Source organism: Pseudarthrobacter sp. NKDBFgelt, assembly GCF_046097905.1.
GTDB lineage: Bacteria > Actinomycetota > Actinomycetes > Actinomycetales > Micrococcaceae > Arthrobacter > Arthrobacter polychromogenes.
Genome location: NZ_JBJURL010000072.1, coordinates 1 through 21,754 on the forward strand (window position 1 = coordinate 1; position 21,754 = coordinate 21,754).

The 21,754-nt window shown below is 65.8% G+C and carries 20 protein-coding genes; 17 read left to right on the top strand and 3 right to left on the bottom strand.

The genetic code is table 11. From position 1 onward, the window contains the following. Positions 1 to 571: 571 nt before the first annotated feature. Positions 572 to 1,831, bottom strand: coding sequence for an MFS transporter (locus ACKAE7_RS16575; RefSeq protein ID WP_408979769.1), 1,260 nt, complete (start codon positions 1,829 to 1,831; stop codon positions 572 to 574). Beyond that, positions 1,828 to 2,205 (bottom strand): MarR family winged helix-turn-helix transcriptional regulator, encoded by a 378-nt coding sequence (locus ACKAE7_RS16580; protein ID WP_408979781.1) that lies wholly within the window; start codon positions 2,203 to 2,205, stop codon positions 1,828 to 1,830. Before ACKAE7_RS16580 ends, ACKAE7_RS16575 begins: the two co-directional genes overlap by 4 nt. A 455-nt stretch (positions 2,206 to 2,660) precedes the next feature. On the opposite strand from ACKAE7_RS16580, the gene ACKAE7_RS16585 reads away from it, so the two are divergent. The 8 genes from ACKAE7_RS16585 (at position 2,661) to ACKAE7_RS16620 (ending at position 12,058) form a co-directional block, all read left to right on the top strand. Beyond that, positions 2,661 to 4,730: a beta-galactosidase gene (locus tag ACKAE7_RS16585; protein WP_408979770.1), complete on the top strand. Its 2,070-nt coding sequence runs from the start codon at positions 2,661 to 2,663 to the stop codon at positions 4,728 to 4,730. Positions 4,731 to 4,741: 11 nt separating this feature from the next. Next, a complete protein-coding gene (locus ACKAE7_RS16590; protein WP_408979771.1) occupies positions 4,742 to 5,722 on the top strand; it encodes an ABC transporter permease in 981 nt (326 codons plus the stop codon). Positions 5,723 to 5,733: 11 nt separating this feature from the next. Continuing rightward, positions 5,734 to 6,633 (top strand): carbohydrate ABC transporter permease, encoded by a 900-nt coding sequence (locus ACKAE7_RS16595; protein WP_202884284.1) that lies wholly within the window; start codon positions 5,734 to 5,736, stop codon positions 6,631 to 6,633. A gap of 6 nt (positions 6,634 to 6,639) precedes the next feature. Further along, positions 6,640 to 8,271, top strand: coding sequence for an extracellular solute-binding protein (locus ACKAE7_RS16600; protein WP_408979772.1), 1,632 nt, complete (start codon positions 6,640 to 6,642; stop codon positions 8,269 to 8,271). 48 nt (positions 8,272 to 8,319) lie between these two features. Then, on the top strand, positions 8,320 to 9,000 hold the full coding sequence (locus tag ACKAE7_RS16605) for a YesL family protein (RefSeq protein WP_188811263.1): 681 nt from the start codon (positions 8,320 to 8,322) through the stop codon (positions 8,998 to 9,000). 102 nt (positions 9,001 to 9,102) lie between these two features. Beyond that, entirely contained in the window at positions 9,103 to 9,816 is a 714-nt protein-coding gene (locus ACKAE7_RS16610) for an alpha/beta fold hydrolase (protein WP_408979782.1), read from the top strand. Between the two features lie 532 nt (positions 9,817 to 10,348). Further along, the gene (locus tag ACKAE7_RS16615) at positions 10,349 to 11,401 is read left to right on the top strand and encodes a S66 peptidase family protein (protein ID WP_190611217.1); all 1,053 of its coding nucleotides are present in this window, start codon (positions 10,349 to 10,351) and stop codon (positions 11,399 to 11,401) included. A 93-nt stretch (positions 11,402 to 11,494) separates the two neighbouring features. Beyond that, on the top strand, positions 11,495 to 12,058 hold the full coding sequence (locus ACKAE7_RS16620) for a dihydrofolate reductase family protein (RefSeq protein ID WP_408979773.1): 564 nt from the start codon (positions 11,495 to 11,497) through the stop codon (positions 12,056 to 12,058). Between the two features lie 17 nt (positions 12,059 to 12,075). On the opposite strand, the gene ACKAE7_RS16625 is transcribed toward ACKAE7_RS16620, so the two are convergent. Next, positions 12,076 to 14,442, bottom strand: a complete 2,367-nt coding sequence (locus ACKAE7_RS16625) for a glycoside hydrolase family 3 N-terminal domain-containing protein (RefSeq protein WP_408979774.1) — start codon at positions 14,440 to 14,442, stop codon at positions 12,076 to 12,078. 216 nt (positions 14,443 to 14,658) lie between these two features. On the opposite strand from ACKAE7_RS16625, the gene ACKAE7_RS16630 reads away from it, so the two are divergent. The 9 genes from ACKAE7_RS16630 to ACKAE7_RS16670 all read left to right on the top strand — a co-directional run. Beyond that, the gene (locus tag ACKAE7_RS16630; RefSeq protein WP_408979775.1) at positions 14,659 to 15,777 is read left to right on the top strand and encodes a Gfo/Idh/MocA family protein; all 1,119 of its coding nucleotides are present in this window, start codon (positions 14,659 to 14,661) and stop codon (positions 15,775 to 15,777) included. A gap of 29 nt (positions 15,778 to 15,806) precedes the next feature. Next, positions 15,807 to 16,757 carry a PmoA family protein gene (locus tag ACKAE7_RS16635; RefSeq protein ID WP_408979776.1) on the top strand — a complete coding sequence of 317 codons (951 nt, stop codon included), beginning with the start codon at positions 15,807 to 15,809 and terminating at the stop codon, positions 16,755 to 16,757. Between the two features lie 2 nt (positions 16,758 to 16,759). Then, positions 16,760 to 17,491 (top strand): cupin domain-containing protein, encoded by a 732-nt coding sequence (locus tag ACKAE7_RS16640; RefSeq protein WP_188811277.1) that lies wholly within the window; start codon positions 16,760 to 16,762, stop codon positions 17,489 to 17,491. A 29-nt stretch (positions 17,492 to 17,520) separates the two neighbouring features. Then, a complete protein-coding gene (locus tag ACKAE7_RS16645; RefSeq protein ID WP_188811279.1) occupies positions 17,521 to 18,546 on the top strand; it encodes a LacI family DNA-binding transcriptional regulator in 1,026 nt (341 codons plus the stop codon). 55 nt (positions 18,547 to 18,601) lie between these two features. Next, a complete protein-coding gene (locus ACKAE7_RS16650) occupies positions 18,602 to 18,928 on the top strand; it encodes a hypothetical protein (protein ID WP_408979777.1) in 327 nt (108 codons plus the stop codon). Positions 18,929 to 19,022: 94 nt separating this feature from the next. Then, positions 19,023 to 19,370, top strand: a complete 348-nt coding sequence (locus ACKAE7_RS16655; RefSeq protein WP_408979778.1) for an iron chaperone — start codon at positions 19,023 to 19,025, stop codon at positions 19,368 to 19,370. Positions 19,371 to 19,392: 22 nt separating this feature from the next. Next, complete coding sequence (locus ACKAE7_RS16660; protein ID WP_408979779.1) at positions 19,393 to 19,905, top strand: mycothiol transferase; 513 nt, start codon at positions 19,393 to 19,395, stop codon at positions 19,903 to 19,905. Positions 19,906 to 20,125: 220 nt separating this feature from the next. Next, on the top strand, positions 20,126 to 20,503 hold the full coding sequence (locus ACKAE7_RS16665; RefSeq protein ID WP_188811287.1) for a VOC family protein: 378 nt from the start codon (positions 20,126 to 20,128) through the stop codon (positions 20,501 to 20,503). A 263-nt stretch (positions 20,504 to 20,766) separates the two neighbouring features. Then, on the top strand, positions 20,767 to 21,754 hold a 988-nt coding region (locus ACKAE7_RS16670; RefSeq protein WP_408979780.1), incomplete at its 3' end, for an HNH endonuclease family protein.

Genomic DNA, 21,754 nt, shown 5'->3' on the forward strand with positions numbered 1-21,754 from the left:
ACCCGGGCAGTACAGATAGTGATGGTGCGAGATGCACTCCTGCAGCCGCCGCCCGATCGCCCTCACCTGGGCGGTCCCGGATCGGGCCGCTGCTGCCCTCCGGGTACGGGCCGTTCCTGGCCCTGTTCCGGACTTGGGGACTGGCTGCGCGCTCCGCCGCTGGTGGGGTTGTCGCCAGGGCTGCCGGACTCAGTGGGCTGGCTCGATTGCGACGTGCTGCTGGCCGCCGGCTCATCACCACTGCCGGTTGCCAGGCACGCAGACAGCAGCAGCGCCAGGGTGACCGCCCAGGTGAGGGCGATCGGGCGGCGGCTGCAGGAGTGCATCTCGCACCATCACTATCTGTACTGCCCGGGTTCCAGCCTTGGGTAGGGTCCCGGCGGCCACGGAAGGCATGGACCGTCAGGCGATCATTGCGTCCACTGGAATTAGACCTTCCAGGCGTTACAGCGGCGTTACTGCCGGCGGACAGCGAACGACGGCGGTGCGGGCCGCCGAAGCAGCCCCACCAGGGGTGCCTCCAGGGCGGAGTCCGCAGCGCCGCCGTCGTCCGTTGGCTGGTTGCGTTGCCCTAGAGGGCAGGCTCGCGCCGCCGCCGGAACACCATGCGGAGGTTGTCCCGGAAACTCAGGCTGCTCCGCCGGCTCACCACGACCACGGCGGCCACGGCCGCCAGCAGCACGATGATCCCGCCTGCCGCCACGGCCCAGCGCGCGCCGAACTCCGAGCCGATCCAGCCCATCAGGGGAGCGCCCACGGCGGTTCCGCCCTGGAGCACGGCAAGGTACAGGGCCAGCACCCGTCCGCGGAACTGGGGCTCCACCGAGAGCTGGATGCTCGTGTTGCAGCTGTTCAGGAAGGTGATTGAGGCCAGGCCCACCGGGATCAGGACTGCGGCATACAGCCAGAACGACGGCGACACGCTGCCAAGGAGGGTGAAGGCGCCAAGCCCGAGCGCCCCGCCCAGCAGGAACCTCAGCCGGGGACTGGCCCTGCGGGCGGCAAGGAGCGCTCCGGCCAGGGTGCCCACCGCCATGATGGAGCCCAGCAGACCGAATTCGCCGGCGCCCACCCCGAACTCGGTGGTGGCCATGAGCGCGTTGATGATGGGGAAGTTCATCCCGAACGCGCCGAGGATGCCCACCAGGACCATGATCAGCACCAGGTCCGGCCGGTTGCGCACATAGCGGACGCCTTCCGCCACCTGGTGCTTGCCCTTGCTGGCCGGCGCGGCGGGAGCGAGCTCCGAGGCCCGGATCCGGAACAGCGAGATGATGACGGCCCCAAAGCTGGCTGCGTTGAGCAGGAACACCGGCCCCGTCCCCACCCAGGCGATCAGCACGCCTGCGATGGCCGGGCCGGTAAGCCTGGCCGTGTTGAAGGACGCGGAGTTCAGTGCCACCGCGTTGGAGATGTTGTCCTGGCCCACGAGTTCGGAGACGAAGGCCTGCCGGGAGGGGGCATCCACGGCGCTGGCAATTCCCAGGCACAGGGCGGCCACGTAGGCGTGCCACAGTTCGGCGGTACCGGTGACCACCAGCAGCCCCAGCGCCAGGCCGGTCAGGCCCATGGCCAGTTGCGTCCACAGCAGGATCACCCGTTTGCGGTAGCGGTCCGCCAGCACTCCGCCGTACGGTCCGAGGAGCAGCATGGGAAGGAACTGCAGGCCCGTGGTGATGCCGACGGCGGCGCCGGAGTAGTTGGTGAGGACGGTCAGCACCAGCCAGTCCTGGGCTATCCGCTGCATCCAGGTGCCGATGTTGGACACCAGCGCGCCGCTGGCCCAGATCCGGTAGTTCCGGTTCTCCAGGGCCCGGAACATGGCGCTCATCTTCCGCTCATTTCCTGCATGATGTGCGCCGCGCGGCTCAGGATCTGCCGGTCCTCTTCGCTCAGCCCGGCCACCCGCTGCGCCAGCCACGCCGTCCGCTGGTTCCGGGCCTCGGCCAGGACAGCCCGGCCGGCGTCGGTGATGTCCACGCGGACCTGGCGGCCGTCGTCGGGGTTTGCCGCCCTGGACACGAAGCCCTGGTCCGCGAGCGCGTTGACGATCCGCGTCATGGACGGGGCCTGCACATGCTCGCTCTCGGCCAGTGCGCGGAGGGTACTGGGACCGTTGCCGTTGAGCAGGGCCAGTACCGTGTACTGCCCCGGGGTGATGGCGTCCCCGGTGGCCTCGACGCGGAGCCGCCGCGAGGTGCGCATCACGGCAGTGCGGAGATCGATGGCCAGGCTGTCCGGGCTGGTCGATCCGGTGGTTCTGGGGTTCTGGGTGTCGGTGGTGGTCACGCCGGGGTTGCGCCTCCTGAAATACTTAGCACTGCTAATTAGTCCCGCTAATAAGTATGCTCCCGTTCCCGGCCTCCGGCAAGGAAGTGTGCTTGGACTAACAGCCTTCCAGGGCCTTCCGATAGTTTCCATGTTCAACAGGAAAGGCCGGGCCGCGGAGTTCTGCCGGCCGGTCGGGGGCGCACCAGACCAGAAAATCCGGCATTGACCTGCGCATGGTCTGCCCGGAACGGATTCCGCTCCTCCCGCGGGAGGGTGCTGTCACTTCACGCGAGGCTGTTGTTATTGCTGAAACTTTACGATAGTTTCTACGTGTGATGCAGGTCGCAACGGTGGGGAGCCGGCGGCCACTTGCCTACCAAAGGACAATGATGACCAGCGAGCCTCGCGCCAGCACCCCCGAAACCCGCCTCAAACGCCTGCACGAGAGGCTGGGCGGCATAGCCTACGGCGGGGACTACAACCCGGAGCAGTGGCCCCGCGAGGTGTGGCAGGAGGATGTCCGCCTCATGAAGGAGGCCGGCGTCAACCTGGTCACCCTGGCTGTCTTTTCCTGGAGCCGGCTGGAAACCGCGGACGGTGTCTATGACTTCGGCTGGCTGGACCAGATCATGGACCTGCTCCACACCAACGGCATCGGCGTGGACCTTGCCACCCCTGACGCCGTCCCGCCGGCCTGGCTCGTTGCCCAGTACCCGGACATCCTTCCGGTCCTGGCGGACGGCACCACCTTCGGCTTCGGGTCCCGCCAGCACTTCGACGTCTCCCACCCCGCGTACCGGGAGAAGTCCCTGGCCATGGCCGAGAAGATGGGGGAGCGCTACGCCGGCCACCCCGCCCTCTGCATGTGGCACGTCAACAACGAATACGGGCCCGTCTCCTACGGCCCCCATGCGGACCGTGCCTTCCGTGCATGGCTGCAGCAGAAGTACAGCAGCGTGGACCAACTCAACCAGGCCTGGAGCACGGATGTCTGGGGCCAGGTCTACTCGGACTGGTCCCAGGTCAACGCCCCCGCCCAGCCCCGCACCTGGTCCAACCCCTCCCGGCGCCTGGACTACCACCGCTTCACCTCGGACAGCATGCTGGAGCACTACAAAGCCGAACGGGACATCCTGCGCCGGCACACCCCGGACCTGCCCATCGTCACCAACTTCATGCGCTTCTACAAGAACAACGACTACTGGGCCTGGGCCGCGGAGGAGGACGCCGCCGCCCTGGATATCTACCCGGACCCGCGCGAGGAAGACGCCCACGTGGCCGCCGCCCTCAACTTCGACCTGATGCGCTCGGTTCGGAAGGGCCAGCCTTGGCTGGTCATGGAACAGGCCACCGCAGCGGTGAGCCAGTGGTCCGTCAATGTCTCCAAACTCCCCGGTAAGATGCGGCTGGGCTCCTACCAGGCGATCGCCCAGGGCGCGGACTCCATCCTCTTCTTCCAGTGGCGCCAGGCCAAGGGCGGTACTGAACGCTTCCACTCCGGCATGGTCAACCATGCAGGGCCCAACACCCGCGTCTTCCGGGAGGTGTGCGAACTGGGCCGGGAGCTGAAAGAGCTCGGCGGCATTACCGGCACGCGGTCCGCCGCCAAGGTGGCCATGGTGTTCGACTGGGACTGCTGGTGGGCCCTGGAACTGGGCAACTCGCCCCGCTCTGACCTGAACTACACCCAGGAAGTCCTCCGCCTCTACCGGCCCTTCTTCGAGGCGAACATTCCGGTGGACTTCGTCAACACCGCCTCAGACCTCAGCCAGTACGGCCTGCTGGTCCTGCCGGCGTCGTACCTCCTTTCAGACGAGGCCGCGCAGCGGATCGAGGACTACGTTGCCGGCGGCGGCCGCCTGGTGGCCAGCTACCTCTCCGGCATCGTGGACCCGGACAACACCATCCGCCTGGGCGGCTACCCGGGCGCCCTCCGGAACGTCCTGGGTGCGTGGAGCGAGGAGATGCACCCGCTGGCCGGCGAGGGCGAGGAAGTAAAGCTTTCAACGGCCGACGGCGGCACGGCCTCTGCCAGTTACTGGACTGAGCACCTGCACGCCGAAACAGCGGACGTCCTGGCGAGCTACGCGTCGGGACGGCTTGCCGGCTCACCCGCTGTCACCTGCAACACTTTCGGCGAGGGCACAGCCGTCTATCTGTCCGCCCGGGTGGACGGCGCCTTCCTGGAGGAGCTGCTGGCGGCCGAGCGCGCTGCTGCGGGAATCCGCCCGGAACTTGACGCTCCGCTGGGAGTGCAGGTCCGCCGTCGTACGGGCAGCGGACGCAGCTACCTGCTGGTCCTGAACCACAACGACGCCCCGGCCCGCGTGGAGATCAAGTCCGGCGGCATCGACCTCCTCACCGGCAACGCCGTCCAGGGAACCGTAGAGCTCGCTGGCTACGGCGTTCTGGTGATTGAAGAACCCACAGAATCCATCCCCGCAGAAACCGCCCGATAGGAGGCCCCACCATGGCCCTGCGACTGGAAGTACCTCCCGAGGCGGTCACCCCGGACCCGCCCGGCGCCACCCTGAACCGCCGGAACAAACCCGGCAGCTGGGGGCTGGCCCTGACACGGGACTGGCGGCTGTACACCCTGGTGCTGCTGCCGCTGGCGTACTTCGCCGTGTTCCGCTACCTGCCCATGGCCGGCAACGTGATCGCCTTCCGGCAGTTCCAGCCCGGCGGCAGCATCTTCGGCGAGAAATGGGTGGGGCTGAAATACGTCACCCTGTTCATCAACGATCCCAGCTTCTGGCAGGCGTTCCAGAACACCATCATCCTGGGCGTGCTGACGCTGCTGTTCTGCTTCCCCATGCCCATCATCTTCGCGCTGATGCTCAACGAGCTGCGCTCGCAGAAGTTCAAGAAGTTCGTCCAGACCGTGGCGTACCTGCCGCACTTCATGTCCGTGGTGATCATCGCCGGCATGATCCTGCAGAACTTCTCCATGACCGGCACGGTCAACCAGATCGCTAACACTTTGTTCGGCACCACGGTGAACTTCACCCAGGACGCCGGCTGGTTCCGGCCCATGTACATCAGCTCCGAGGTGTGGCAGACCATGGGCTGGGGCGCCATCCTCTACCTCGCCGCGCTGACCCGCGTGGACGAATCGCTGTACGAGGCCGCCCGGATTGACGGTGCCAACCGCTGGCAGCAGACCTGGCACGTGACGCTGCCAGCCATCAGGCCCACCATCATCACCCTCCTGATCCTGAACATCGGCACGTTCATGGCCGTGGGCTTCGAAAAGATCCTCCTGATCTACAACCCGCTCAACTACGCAACCTCCGATGTCATCTCCACCTACCTGTACCGGGTGGGCCTGGAGTCCAGCAACTTCAGCTACGCCGCGGCCATCGGCATGTTCGAATCCGTCATCGGCCTCACGCTGATCCTCTCCGCCAACGCCATCTCCAAGCGGCTGGCCGGAACGAGCCTGTGGTGAAAGGGCCAACCATGAAAGAAACCGGCGTCCTGCTCAAGGACATGAAGGTCTCCCGCGGCATGCGGGTGTTCCGGATGTTCAACCTGGTGTTCTTGCTGGTGGTGGTGTTCCTGACCCTCTACCCGTTCCTGAACATCATTGCCCAGAGCTTTTCCAGCGAAGGCTTCATCAACGCGGGCCAGGTCAACCTGTTCCCCATGGGGTTCAACACCGAAACATACAAGCTGATCCTGGCCGACTCCACCTTCTGGAACAACTACAGCAACACGATCCTGTACACGGTGGTGGCTACGGCCATCTCCATGGTCCTGACCACCAGCTTCGCCTACGCCATCGCCAAGAAGGACCTGAAAGGCCGCAGCGTGTTCATTGGCATCGCGGTGTTCACCATGTTCTTCAACGGTGGCCTCATTCCCAATTACGTGCTGATCAGCTCGCTGGGCATGCGGGACACCCTGTGGGCCGTGGTGCTGCCCAATGCCATCAGCGTCTTCAACCTGCTCATCATGAAGTCGTTCTTCGAGAACATGCCCCGGGAGCTGGAGGAGGCCGCCGCCATTGACGGGCTGACCCAGTACGGTGTGCTGTTCAAGGTGGTCCTTCCCCTGAGCAAGGCGATCGTGGCCACCATGGTGCTGTTCTACGCCGTGGCCAACTGGAACTCCTGGTTCCAGGCCTTCCTCTATCTGGACAACCCGGACCTGTTCCCGGTGACCATCTACCTGCGCAACATGATCGCCGGTGTAACCACCGCGGACTCTGCCGGCGGCACGGCCGAGAACCTGGGCCAGATCGCGGCGAACATCCAGTCGGTCACCATCGTCCTCACCGTCATCCCCATTTTGTGCGTCTACCCCTTTGTCCAGAAGTACTTCTTCACCGGCGTCATGCTCGGTTCCGTCAAGGAATAACCCCTTATGAAAGGAAAACTTATGATCCGCAGACGAGAGTTCCTCGGCCTCTCCGCCCTCGCCGCCTTCGGCCTGGTGGCGGCAGGCTGTGACTCCGATTCAGGCGCCAAGGTGGATACCTCCAAGGCCCGCACCGGAGCTATGGACAGCTTTGGGGTGGGGGATACGTTCAAGGCGACGGCGCCGGTGAGCTTCACCTTCCTCTTCAGCGACCAGCCCTCGTACCCGTTCAAGAAGGACTGGCTGCTGTTCACCCAGATGGCGAGCGCGAACAACGTCACGCTGGAACCCACCATCGTCCCCAGCAGCGATTACGAGCAGAAGCGCAGTCTGCTGATCAGCTCGGGCAACGCCCCGGAAATCATCGCCAAGACCTACCCGGGCCAGGAGAGCGCCTACGTCTCCTCCGGGGCGGTCCTGCCGGTCAGCGACTACGTGGACCTGATGCCGCACTTCCAGGACAAGGTGAAGAAGTGGAAGCTCGAACCTGAGATTGCCGGGCTCACGCAGGAGGACGGCAAGTATTATGTGCTGCCCGGGCTGCACGAGGAGCTGTGGCCGGACTACACCCTGGCGTTCCGCACCGACATCCTGGAGAAGGAAGGGATCACGGATCCAAAAACCTGGGACGAGTTCCGCGAGGTGCTGCACAAACTAAAGAAGGCCTACCCGGACGTGGTGCCGTTCTCCGACAGGTTCAACGGCAACAGCGTGCTGAACATCGCCGGCAACGCGTTCGGCACGGTGGCGGGCTGGGGCCTGGTGGACGGGCTGAACTTCGACGAATCGAAGAAGGAGTTCGAGTTCGCCGCCGGAACCTCCAGGTTCAAGGAACTGGTGACCTACTTCAACTCCCTGGTGTCCGAGGGCCTGATGGACCCCGAAAGCTTCACCCAGACGGACGACTCCGCCATCCAGAAGTTCACCTCCGGCAAGTCGTTCGTGATCAGCGCGAACTCGCAGAACATCATCACCTACCGCACGTCCATGGAGCAGTCGCTGGGCAAGGGCAACTTCACCGTCCGCAAGATCACGGTCCCGGGAGGCCCGGCGGGGGATGTCATCGGCGGCTCGCGGCTGGAGAACGGCATCATGCTCAACTCGTCCGTGAAGGACAAGGACACCTTCGTGGCGCTCATGCAGTACATCGACTGGCTCTTCTACAGCGATGCCGGGCAGGAGTTCTCGAAGTGGGGTGTGGAAGGCACCACGTTCACCAAGGAAGGCGGGAAGCGCGTCCTCGCCAACGACATCAATTTCCAGGGCCTCAACCCGGCCGGCACCAAGGACCTGCGGGTGGAATACGGGTTCTCCGGCGGCAACTTTGCTTACGGCGGCACCACGGACCTGCTGCACTCCACCTTCAACGAGGAGGAGCTCGCGTTCCAGGAGGCCATGAAGAGCAAGACCCCGAAGCCGGTGTCCCCGCCCGTGCCGTTCAGCGACGTGGACCGCGAGCAGGCCACCCTGGTGCTCACCCCGCTGAAGGACCACGTCAAGCAGAACACCCTGAAGTTCATCACGGGGCAGCGGAGCCTGGGCGAGTTCGACGCCTACCTCAAGGAACTGGACAGCAAGGGCATGTCCAAGTACGTAGAGTTGGCGAACAAGGCGTTCACGGCTTACGAGGCCAAGTAGGAAGTACGACGGCGCCGGCCGCCCTGGCCGGCAACCGAAAGGCAGTGCGTGGTTCAGAAAAAAACGGAATACGGTGCCGGCCCCCTGTTCAGGGCGGCCGGCACCGTGGCCGGCGTGATGATGGGCCACGCGCTGCTGGTGCTTGCCAACGTGCTACTGGTGGTAACGCCACTGCTGGGCAACTGGCTCCTGGTGCTGCTGGCCTTCGTCCCGGTTGGCCCGTCCCTGGTGGCTGCCATGTACGCGTTCAACCGGCTGCTTGCCGGCCATGACACCGGGGTGTTCCGCGACTTTGTGCGGGGCTACCGGATGAACTTCGTGCAGGCCCTGATGGTGTGGCTGCCATACCTGCTGGTGCTGGCCGTGGTCACCTTGAACCTGGCCGGGCTGCCGCTCATCCCCGGCGCCGGGCCCGGCGCTGAACCGGCCATCCGGGTGGCGCTGCTGGTCCTGGGACTCCTGGTGGCAACGGCGGCACTGCACGCGTTGCTGCTGCTGTCCAGGTTCACCTTCCCGGTGCGGGACATTTACCGGTTGTCGCTGTACAGCTTCGGTGCGCAGAAGAGGGTGGCGCTGGGCAATGCCGGCATTCTCTTTGTGGCCGCGTTCCTGCTGCTGATGTCCACCACCTACCTGATGCTGGTGGCTGCCGGGGCCCTGGTCTTCCTGGTGTGCCTTAACTCCCGGCCCCTGCTGCGGTTCATCGAGGACAGGTTCACCAAACGCTGAAAGATCAAACTGGCCTGTAGGCTCTGGTCAGTGATTGCTCAAGTCTTAGGAGAAGGCCTTCCGCTCGTAGTAATCCACGGATTCGGCGTTGATCATCGGATCATGCTGCCGTTGGAGGACGTTATCGATGAGTCCGGATGGCAGCGGATCTATATCGATCTGCCGTGGGCCGAGGGGAATGCTGACGCCAACGTCTCCAGCGCAGACCACGTCGCGCAAAGCGCTCTGAACGATGTCCATGAGTTTCTTGGAGACCGGCCGTTCGCCGTGATCGGCAACTCCTTCGGAGGCATGATTGCCCGGCACGTAGCCCACCTGCTTCGAGATCAGGTTCTTGGCTTGGCTACTCTTGCGGGCGTGTACGAGCCGACCCATCAGGCTCGCAGCCTTCCCCGCCGGCAGGTTGTCCGGGAGGACCCTGCTGTCCTGGCTTTGGCTGGCCAGGTGCGGGGTGACTACGAGGAGATGACGGTCGTCCAGAGTGAGGCCACGTTGGAGGCATTTACCCGGTATGTCCTTCCTGGTCTTCGCGGAGCGAACCAAGCAATCCTCGAACGGGTGGCGGCGGAGTATGGGCTCTCTGTCGAACCCGAGGTGGCACACCCTGTTCCCTTTGAGGCGCCGTCGTTGCACCTTTTCGGGCGTCAGGACCATGTCACTGGCTACGAGGATGGGTGGAAACTGCGCAACCACTATGTCCGGGGCACCTACGCGGTGCTCGACGCCGCTGGCCATAACGCCCATCTTGAACGGCCGGACCTTACTGCCGCGCTGGTGAATGATTGGCTCTTACGGACCAGGGCGTCTGCCCTGTGAAGAGCCAACCTTTCGGTCCAGAGCGCGGTCACGTCTACGGCTGATGGGTTGAGAGAATCTTCTGCCGAGCCTCAGACCAGTCACTCGGCCCCATCTTGCCCGGGTACGGCAAAGGTGTCATGGGAAGCCGAGACGATGGGATGACGCCCACCTGACTCGCCCGGGATCAGCCGACACTGAGCGCTCCCATGTGACTCCCTTCGACGTCAGAATGGACAGGAGCGGCTGTAGGCGGTCCGTCATGTCCTTGGGTGCTGCGCGTAACCAGGTGACGGCACCTTTGGAGTTTCCGTCATCGTAAAACGGGGGATTGGGAAGGTTCTGCTGAAACCATTGATCGGTGAGGGCATATAGAACTACCTCTTTTTCGCTGAGTCTTCCGGTCCGGCGAAGGTGATCCACCGCAACGAAGACCCCAACAGGTACACCCGTTTGCCCCACGTAGCTTGCATGAAAGCGTTGCAATTCCCCCATAGCCTCAGACTTTCATAGTTCCGGAGCTGTGGCTTTTCCCTTGTGTTTGAATGGCGGGATGGACAAAAGGGGATCCACCGGACCGGCACCAAAACTCCGTAAGGGTGACCGCGTGGCGATTCTGTCGCCGTCATTCGCCGCTCCCGGCTTCGCGCCAGCAGTTCACGAGCAGGCCATGAATCGGCTCGCCGACGCGACCGGCCTCGTGCCAGTGGAATTCCCGACGACCCGCCGACTCGGCGCAACCGCTGAAGACCGTGCCGCTGATCTCAACTCGGCATTTGCTGATCCAAGCATCCGGGCAATCCTCGCCACCATTGGCGGTGATGACCAGATCACTGTCATCCCTCATTTAGACTCCGGTCTTGCCCGTGCCGATCCCAAGATTTTTCTTGGATACAGCGACAACACAAACCTGCTGAACTGGCTCTGGTCACACGGCATAGCTAGTTTCTACGGTGGTTCCACACAAGTTCATCTCGGTCCCGGCCCCGGCATTGATGAAATCCACCTCACCTCCCTGAAAGCTGCCCTTATGGACGGCGGTGAGCTCACGATTACCGATCCGGGTGTATCCGAGGACTTCGGCAGGGATTGGCGTGACCCCAAAGCCCTTGTCGAATTCGGAGAACGGGAGCCCACCGAGCCGTGGGCGTGGGCCGGGCCGGAGCGGCAAGTATCGGGGCCGACCTGGGGAGGATGCCTAGAGGTCATCGACGAGCTCGCGCTGGCGGATCGGCTGCCGCCGGTTGATGCGCTGCACGGATCCATCCTGCTGCTGGAAACCAGTGAGCTGATCCCACCTGCCGACTGGGTGAAGCGGTGGGTCCGCTCACTCGGGGAGCGAGGCATCCTCAGCGCGGTCAGCGGGGTTCTCGTCGCCAGGGCACCAACCAGCAACTTCGAGCACCGGCCGGCACTCGAGGAACGCTCCCGCCTGCGGGCCGCCCAGCGCGACGCGGTGATTGCCGAGGTCACCCGGTATAACCCGGAGGCCGTCATCTGTGTCGGGGTCCCTTTCGGCCATACCCGGCCCCAGTGGATACTGCCCTACGGCGGAGAAATCACAATGGACGGATCAACCCGCACGGTCAGCGCTCTCTACAGCTGACCACCCCTGGGCAGCAGCCAAGGACAATCTTCGGCACATCGCCGCGCCGTGCTGGCCTGTACAGCGGGTACCGACCCACGGGAGACTGACGCCATGCGCAAACTGGCCTTCGGCATGAACCTGAGCCTGGACGGCTACATCGCCGCGCCCGGCGATGACCTCGGCTGGAGCGTCCCGAGCGACGAGCTGTTCCAGTGGTGGTCCGACCGGGTGGGGGCGACAGGCCTGGCCCTATACGGCCGCAAACTGTGGGAGGCGATGAGCTCCCACTGGCCCACCGCCGACCAGCAGCCTGGCGCCACATCGGCGCAGATCGAATACGCCCGCCGCTGGCGGGACATGCCGAAGGTCGTGTTCTCCTCGGCGACCAGGACGGTTGACTGGAACACCCGCCTGTTCACGGGCGACGCCGTCACCGAGATCACCCGCCTCAAAGCCGACGACGGCGGCTCCATGGACATCGCCGGTGCCACACTCGCCGCGGCGGCCATGCGCGCTGGGCTGATCGACGAGTACGCGCTGGTCACGCATCCGGTCCTGGTGGGCGGCGGCACGCCGTTTTTTACAGCCGTGGACAACTGGGTGAACCTGAATTTAGTGGAGACCCGGAAGTTTCCCGGCAGTGTGGTCCTGACCAGGTACGAGACCAGGCGCTGAGTGCCCGACGCCAAGGCTCAGCCCTGCCGGGTGATCCTCACCGGCGTCAGCATTTCGCGGTCGAAACCCACCACGCGGCGCCCGCCGTGAAGGATCACTTCATGGGTGTGCACATCCTGCGTGCTTGAGGTGGCCACGTGCAGTTTCACCAGGCCGGGCGTGACCACGCGCTTCAGGTCCACACCCGTGAAGGACATGCGGTCCGCATGCACGGTGAACTCGACCGCTGCCGAGGACCCTGCCGCGAGTTCCACCCGGGCAAATCCGATCAGCTCCCGCACCGGCCGGACCACCTCGCCTACCGGATCCTCCAGGTAGAGCTGCACTACCTCGGCCCCGTCGACGGCCCCGGTGTTGGTGACCGTGCAGCTCACGGTGACCGCTTCCGCCGTCGACATTGCAGGGGCGCCGGCCACGTGGTCCGAGAACGCGAAGCTTGTATAGGAGAGCCCGTGGCCGAAGCCGAACAGCGGCGACGGGTCCAGGGCGCTGACGCCGGACGGGCCGGCCAGCCGGCTGCGGAGGTAGGTGCCGGGCTGCCCGCCGGGGGTGCGCGGAACGGACACCGGCAGTTTGCCGGAAGGATTGACGACGCCGGTCAGCACGTCCCAGAGCGCCTCGCCGCCCTCCTCGCCGGGGAAGAAGCCCTGGATGATGGCGCCGGCGCGGTCCACGAAGTCCCCGAGCGCGTAGGGCCGGCCGCTGAGGACCACCACGACGGTGCGCGTCCCCGCGGCTTCGGCGGCCGCCAGCACCCGGTCAAGCATGCGGTGCTGGTCACCCGGGAGCCGGAGGTCGGCGGCGTCGTTTCCTTCCCCGGATGTGCCGCGGCCGAAGAGGCCGGCGTTGTCGCCCACGGCGATCACGCAGGTGTCCACCCCGGCAGCGATGGTGCACGCCTCCTCGATCTGTTCCTCCGTGATGTTCTCGCAGGTGCCGGTGGCGGCGCTGCGGACGGATCCGAAACGGGAGGCGGCAGCGTCGATGACGGTGGGGATGCGGATACCCATTGGCACGTCAGGATGCGAGGCACCCACGTGGGCGTCGAAGGAGTAGCAGCCCAGCATCGCGAAGGGGTCCTGCGCCAGCGGCCCCACCACGCCAAGTGCACCGCCCAAGGTGCCGGGCAGAGGCAGCGCTGGGCCGCCGTCGTGCGTCCTGTTGCTCAGCAGCACCAGCGACTGCGCTGCGATCTCCCGTGCCAGGGCGCGGTTCACCGCAGGGTCAAGGTTGACGGTTCCGGCGGAAAGTGCCGGGGGCGCTGGGTTGAAGTCCGGGGACAGTAGTCCGGCCTCCTGCTTCTGGGTCAGCACCCGCCGCAGCGCGGTGTCCACCAGCGCCTCGGCAACCGAACCCTCGCGGACCCGTTGGTGCAGCGGCTTGCCGTAGCAGTTCACCGTGGGCAGTTCCACGTCCACCCCGGCGGTCAGGGCAAGGGCGGCGGCTTCGCCGGAATCGGCAGCAACGCCGTGGGTGACGTTGAGGAAGGCGACACCGAAGTAGTCGGCCACCACCGTCCCGGCAAAACCCCACTCGTCGCGGAGCAGGTTGGTGAGGAGCGCACGGTTGGCGGCCGCCGGGAGGCCGTCGGTATCCGTGTAGGCGTGCATCACGGAACGGGCTCCGCCGTGCTTGATGGCCAGTTCGAACGGCGGCAGCATCACATCGGCCAGCTCCCGCGGGCCCATGGACACCGGGGCGTGGTTGCGGCCGGCGCGGGACGCGGAGTAGCCAACGAAGTGCTTGAGGGTAGCCACGATCCCTGCCCCCTCCAGGCCCTCCACGTAGGAGCTGGCCAGGATGCCCACCAGGTACGGGTCCTCGCCGATGGTCTCTTCCACCCGGCCCCAGCGCAGGTCGCGCACCACGTCCAGCACAGGGGCAAGGCCCTGGTGGACGCCGAGCTGCCGCATCTGGTCCCCGATCAGGCCGGCCATCCGCCGGACAATGGTGGGGTTGAAGGTGGCGCCCCAGGCCAGGGGCACCGGGAACGCTGTGGCCTTCCATGCGGCCAGGCCCGCGAGGCATTCCTCATGGACCTGCGCGGGGATGCTGAAGCGGGAGGCTGCCATGATCTGTTCCTGCGCGGCCGCCAGCCGGCGGGCACCCTCCAGCGGCTCCACGGGGACGGTGCCGTACATGCGGGTGATCTGTCCCAGGCCGTGGGAGATCACTTCCTCCCAGGAACGGCCATCGCCGGCCATCTCGTTCTGCAGGGGAGCCACGGAGTCGCCGTCCGTTGAGGCATTGACCCAGACGCCGGCCAGCTGCGCCAGCTTCTCTTCCAGCGTCATCTCACGGACCAGGCGTTCGACGGCGTCGCTGCCGCCGGCCGGAACGCTGTGCTGGCTTAGTGCTTGCTTCTCGGCGGCACCGCTCGTCACGGGCTTCTCCTAGGGATAGTGAGTGTTTCTCTGAAACTATCAGAAACTTATTACAAGTTTCTAGGTCCTAAATCCTTGACGGGGGATCAAGAAGCTCCATACGGTTGATTGCAGAAGCGGGAAGAAGCTCAAGCCTGTGTTCGAAACTTCTGTATTTTCCTTAGAAAGTTTCGAATCCTTGACTGCAACAACATCTACTGCAACAACGGAGAAATCATGCGGACGTACAGAGTGGCCATCGTGGGAACCGGCGGGATAGCGGCGGTGCACGCGGACAACCTTGCCCGGACAGGAGGGAGGGCGGAGCTCGTTGCTGCATGCGATGTTGACCAGGGCAGGCTGGACGCCTTCGCCCGCCAGCACGGCATTGAGGGCAGGTACCTCAACCTGGCCGATCTGCTGGCCGGGGCCAAACCGGACATTGTGCATCTCTGCACCCCGCCCATGTTCCATATCGACCAGGCCATCGAGTGCCTGGAGGCGGGCGTCCACGTCCTGTCCGAGAAGCCGCCGGCGCTTAGCCTCGCTGACTTTGACCGGCTGGAGAAGGCGCAGGCAAAGGGCGGTGCCCAGTTCTCCTGCGTCTTCCAGCACCGCTTCGGCGATGCGTCGGCGGCTGCCAAAGAACTGATCGGAGCCGCGGAATTCGGCCGTCCCCTGGTGGCCCGCTGTGACACGCTCTGGTACCGGCCGGACAGTTACTGGGACCTGCCCTGGCGCGGCACCTGGAACGCGGAGGGCGGCGGACCCACCATGGGCCACGGCATCCACCAGTTCGATCTCCTCCTGCACCTGCTGGGCCCGTGGGAGGAAGTCACCGCCATTGCCACCCGGCAGGACCGTGCCACGTCCACCGAGGACCTGTCCGCGGCGCTGGTCCGGTTCGAGAACGGCGCGGTGGCCACCATCGTCAACTCGCTGCTGTCACCCCGGGAAACCTCGGAGATCAGGATCGACTGCGAGTTCGCCACCGTGGAACTGAGCCACCTCTACGGCTACAGCACCGACAACTGGACCATCACGGCCGCCCCCGGCCACGAAGAACAGGTCAACAACGCGTGGACAGGGCAGCCGCTGGAACGGGGGAGCGGGCACTCGGCGCAGTTCCTGGCCATGTATGCCGCGCTCGACGCCGGGCGTCCCCTCCCGGCCGGCGCGGACTCCGCACGCCAGACGCTTGAACTTGCCGCCGCTATCTACGCCTCCGCCTTCACCGGCACCCCGGTCCGGCGCGGCGATATCGTCCCCGGCCACCCCTTCTACGCCGGCATGGACGGCGAGGGGCTGGGCGCCGAAGTGCTGGACGCCACCGCCCTCCGGGCCGCCCTCGCCTGACAACCCGCAACTTTCAAGGAGACTTTTCAATGACCATGCCCGCAGCCACCACAACCCGCCAGCTGAGCGTCCTGGACGACGGCGCCGCCCTCAGCTTCACCGCCAACGGCCGGACCATCGCCACCTATACCTACAAGCCCACCGACGACCAGTACGAAAGCCCGCGGCCGTTCTTCCACCCGTTGACCACCCTGGAAGGCGACGAGGTCACCATTTCGCGTCCATGGGACCACGTCTGGCATAAGGGACTGTCCTGGGCCCTGCCCAACGTGGGAAAGCACAACTTCTGGGGCGGCGCCACGTACACCCGCGCCACCGAGTACGCGAACCTGGACAACAACGGCGCCATGACCCACCAGGCATTCGCGGCGGTCACGGAAACCGAAGCTGGGATCACGGCGTCGGAATCCCTTGCCTGGACGTCCCAGGACGGGGAACCTGTCATCGCGGAGAACCGCCGTTTCAGCATCCAGCTCCTGGACGGCGACGGCACGGAGGGCGCCTACGCCATCCTGTTCGAGTCCGAAATAAGCAACATTTCCGGCGAGGTCATCACCATCGGAAGCCCCACCACCGAGGGCCGGGACAACGCAGGCTACGGCGGGCTGTTCTGGCGCGGCCCGCGGTCCTTCACCGGCGGCGAGTTCCGCAGCCCGGAGGGAACGGGCGGGGACGAGTTCATGGGAACACGCTCACCGTGGATCGCCTTCACCGGGAAGCATGACGACACGTGCCGGTCCTCCACCATCCTCTTCACGGAGGACGGCGCCAACCCCGGTGCTCCCACCCAGTGGTTCGCCAGGTCATCGATGTTCGCATGCCTGGGCTCGGCTCCGTTCTTCAGCCGGGAGGTGCCGCTGGAGGAAGGCTCACCCCTGACCTACCGCTACGCCGTGGTGGTCGCCGACGGCGCGGTGGACGGGACGCGCGCCGCAGCCTTGGCCGGAGCGGCGCAGCAGGCACTGGAAAGCTGGGCATAACCGTGGGATCCACGTTCCCCGGTGCCACCGGTCTTTCCGAGGTCACCATCTATGACTGGCCCGGCGCGGACGGCTGCGCCGGCGGTTCACCGCACATGCACACCGCCTCCACGGAAGCGTATGTGGTGCTGGAAGGCACAGGCCGGCTGGAGACCCTGAACTCGGACGGCTTCACCTCCACGCCGCTGGAGCCCGGGGTGGTGCTGTGGTTCACCCCCGGAACGGTGCACCGCGCCGTCAATGACTCGGGCGATCTCAAGGTCCTGGTGGTGATGCAGAACGCCGGGCTGCCGGAAAACGGGGACGCCGTGATGACGTTCCCGCCTCAGCACCTGATGGACGCCGAATCGTACGGAAGGGCCGCCGCGCTGGAAATTAAGGATGCCGACGCCGGACTGGCCGAAGGGGAAGAGGCGGCCCGCCGTCGTCGTGATTTGGCGCTGGATGGGTACTTGGCGCTGAAAGCCGCCGTGATTGAATCCGGGCCTGCGGCCCTCGCGGAGTTCCATGCCGCGGCTGCCCGCCTGGTGGCTCCCAGGACCGCAGCCTGGGCCGAACTCCTGGCTGGAGGCGCAGCGGGGCAGGCGGAGAACACCCGGCAGCAGCTGGCCTCTCTGGACGCGGCGGAAAGTTTCTACCTGGGCAAGGCGCGGACTACCATGGGGCAACGGAAGAATCGCAGGGTTTACGGCATGTGCGGCCGCATCCAGACGTGGGAACTTTCCGATAGCTAAGCCGGGCCTGTCCCGGCCGAAAGGACGGCTTGGTGAGCAAGCAGGACACGGGGCGCGCCACGATCAGTGAGATTGCCCGCGAAGCCGGGGTCTCCGTTCCCACTGTTTCCAAGGTGTTGAACGGGCACGCCCATGTGGCGGCGGAGACCCGGGCGCGGGTGGAGGAGATCATTGCCCGGCGCGACTATGCGCGCCGCCCGGCCAAGCAGCGGAAGAAGGCCGGGCTGGTGGACCTGGTGTTTCCGGGGATGGGCTCGGAATGGGCCCTGGAAATCATCGAGGGCGTTGAGCGCGTGGCGCAGCTTGCCGGCTACGGCACGGTGGTGAGCAGCCTCAGCCTGGACGGCTCGCGCATCCGCCCGTGGTTGGCGAACGTTGCCGAGCGGAAGTCGGACGGTCTGCTGATGGCGGTTTACCAGCTGGACGCCAAGCAGATCCAGCGGATCAAGTCGCTGGGCATCCCCGTGGTGCTGATTGATCCGGTGGGGCAGCCCGGCCCGGACCTGATGACGGTGGGCGCAGCCAACTGGGACGGCGGGTACTCGGCCACGCAGCACCTCCTGCAGCTGGGGCACAAGCGGATCGGCATGATTGGCGGCCGCGAGGACCTGCAGTGCAGCAGCGCGCGCGAAGACGGCTACAGCTCTGCGCTGCGCCGGGCGGGGATTCAGGTGGATCCTGCCCTCATGGTTCCCGGCGACTTCTCCATCGAGTCCGGCGAGGCCGCCACCCGCAAACTGCTGCAGCTGGAGGACCGGCCCACCGCGATCTTCACGGGCAACGATGACCAGGCGCTGGGTGCCTACCGGGCGGCGCGCGCGGCCGGGCTGAGCATTCCCGACGACCTGTCCATCGTGGGGTTTGACGACATCCCCGCGGCCGAGTGGGTTGAGCCCGGGCTGACAACCGTCCGGCAGCCCGTTGTGCAGATGGCCGAGACGGCCATGCGCGCGCTGCTCCGCCACCTGGACGGGGACGAGGAACTGCCCCAGCGGATCGAGCTGGGAACCGAGCTGGTGGTGCGCGGCTCCACGGCTCCTCCGCGCAAAGGCTGACCAGCCGCGCCGGCAGGTCTGTTGCCGGCGGCCCAACGCCCATAGGGTGGGGGCCATGGCTGATACATTCCCGTCCCTTATTGAAGCATTCAAGAACATTGGCGTCTCCAGGGCGTACGGTTCCCCGGTCCAGCTCGGAGGGGAAGAGGTCATTCCAGTGGCGCTGGTGTCCTTCGGCTTTGGCGGAGGCGGCGAAGCCGGGCCGGACGGTGCCTCCGGCGGCGGTGGAGGCGGAATGGTGCTGCCGCTTGGTGTGTACCGGAACGTCGGCGGGCAGGTGTCCTTCCGGCCCAACACCGTGGTGGCACTGGTTTGCATGGTGCCAGTCATTTCGGCCGTCGGGGCGGCGGTGCGTAAGGCGATCAAGGCCGCGAAAGCGTAGCGGGAAAGCCCGGTGCTACCTTGCCGCGCAGCGAGGTGCCGCCGCGCTGGAACCGGCCGTCCCGCCGTCGTACGCCCGGGTCTAGACTGACCGCATGGGTGACGTTGACGATTCCCTTGCCGCTCTGCCCGAACCTGAACGTGTCTGCCTGCAGCGCGTTATCGCGGCCGCGCGGCGTATCGTCCCGGACGCCGAGGAAGGCCGAAGCTACGGGATGCCTGCCCTGAAGCTGGACGGCAAACCGCTGATCGGCGTGGTGGCGGCCGCCAAGCACCTCTCCATCTTCCCTTTCTCGCCCGAGGTGGTGGACGCCGTCGCACCCAGGCTGGAGGGCTTCTCACTGTCCAAGGGCACAGTCCGCTTCGCCCCGGACCATCCCGTCCCCGAGGACGTGGTGGAGGAGATGGTCCGGCTGCGGCGGGCGGAGATCCGGAAGAAATGACCGCTGCACGAAGGACGGAACCGTGAAAACCAACGAACTGCTGCTGGACGCCTTTGGCCGGATCCGCGAAACCGTGCAGGCCACCCTTGAAGGGCTCGACGCCGGGACGCTGGCCCTGCGGCCAGAAGGCACCGGCAACTCAATCGCCTGGCTGGCCTGGCACCTGGGCCGCGTGGAGGACGCGCAGGTGGCGGACGTCGCCGGCCGCGAGCAGGTGTGGACCGCGCAGGATTTTGTGGGCCGCTTCGGCCTGCCGTTGTACCGGAAAGACACCGGGTACGGCCATTCCAGTGAGCAGGTGGACGCCGTGCGCGCTGAGCCGGGACTGCTCCTGGACTACTACAACGCCGTCCACCGGCAGACCGTGGACTTCCTGGAGACACTCGGTGATGGCGACCTTGACCGCGTCGTGGACACCCGCTGGGACCCGCCTGTCACCCTCGGCGTGCGGCTTGTCAGCACCCTCGCGGACTGCCTCCAGCACGTGGGACAGGCCGCGTACGCCAGGGGCCTGAAACCGCCGCAGGGACAGTAAAAATTACCTATTTCCGTGGGCGCAATTCGGTTCCATAATGGCCACGTAGGCTTCGGGGACCCTCGCGCCATTGATGGCTGGCGGGGCACGCAGAGTTCCAGGTGGCCGCCCCGGAAGTGGCGCGACGGGCGGCCATGTGCCCCGTACCGGACTGTCCCGGGGGAGCGCAGCCGGGGGAGAGCAACCGCCATCAGCGCGCACAACGCATAAAGGAATCACCATGCTCAAAGATTCAGCAATCATGGCTGTTCTTCCCGCGAAGGACATCAACAGGGCCAAGGATTTCTACCGTGACAAGCTGGGGCTGGAACCCTCCGAAACCATCGAGGACAGCCTGATGTACCGCTGCGGCAACGGCACCAGCTTTCTCATCTACCAGACCGACAACGCCGGCAGTGCCAAGAACACCCAGATGGGCTGGGAGACGGACAACCTTGAACGCGAAATGGAGGAACTGCGCGGCCGCGGCGTCACTTTCGAGGACTACGATTTCCCCGGCCTGAAGACGGAGAACGGCGTGTCCACCGATTCATTCGGAAAGGGCGCCTGGTTCCTGGACAGCGAGGGAAACATCCTGAACATCGCCCAGCGCGCGTAGTTCAGCGGGCGGTTCCCGAAGGGAAGATTACGACGGCGGCACGCGCCGCCGTCGTCCGCCGCACCGTGGTGCGAAGGGCTTTTTATCCGCAGTGTTACACCAAAGATCAAGGCGGGATCAAGGCAGAATCAACGTTGCCTCAGGCTTCCCGCAGTTTCCGCATTTCCGGGTTTCCCGGGAAATAGGCTCCTCACCATAACCACTTGTGGCTAAGCAAAAGGCCCGGCGTGCTGCCGGGCCTTTATTTGTTGGGGGAACAATCAATGACGAACCATGGGACCGGGCTGGGGCCTGCCCCGTCGGCTTCGACGCCCGGACCGCGGCCGCGGCCACGGCGGAAATCCGGCGCCATCGCACTCGGGATCTCCCTGGCACTCTTCGTAGCCGGCGCCGCTTCGCTGCCCAAGGCATTCTCCGGAGACCTGGAGCCCGCCTCCGCGCAGAGCACAGCTACGGCCGCCCCCTCCACAGCCAGCACGGCCCCATCAGCCGCGCCTCCGCCGTCATCCGCTCCACCAGCCCGGGACACGGGCGCGCCGCTGGATCCAGAGACCACTGCCCTGGTGGCGCAGGGTGCCACGGTGGAAGCTCCAAGGCTGCAGCCTGCCTTCGCCACCAAGGCGGCCGACCTGCTGGCCACCCTGCCCATCAAGGGCCGTGCGCCCAAGACTGGATATGACCGCGCCTTGTTCGGCCAGGCGTGGGCGGACGTGGACCGGAACGGATGCGACACCCGGAATGACATCCTGGGGCGCGACCTGACGGGTATCACGTTCACGAACAGTGTGCCCTGCAAGGTGCAGTCCGGGATGCTGGCCGACCCGTACACGGGAACATCCATCAGCTTCCTGCGGGGGAGCGGGACCAGCAGCAAGGTTCAGGTCGACCACGTTGTTGCGCTCAGCGACGCCTGGCAGAAGGGTGCCCAGCAGCTGACCACGGAACAGCGGACGGCGTTCGCCAACGATCCGCTGAACCTGCAGGCCACGGACGGGCCCACCAACCAGAAGAAGGGCGACGGCGACGCCGCCACGTGGCTGCCGCCGAACAAGGGGTTCCGGTGCGAATACGTTGCCCGGCAGATTTCGGTGAAAGCGACGTACGGCCTGTGGGTCACCCAGGCCGAACACAACGCGATGGCCGCCATCCTGGCCAGTTGCGCGGACCAGTTGGCGCCCACACGCCAGGCTCCTGCCGCTCCAGCGCCCGCACCAGCCCAGGCCGAGCAGGCACCGATCGCCGCGGCACCCG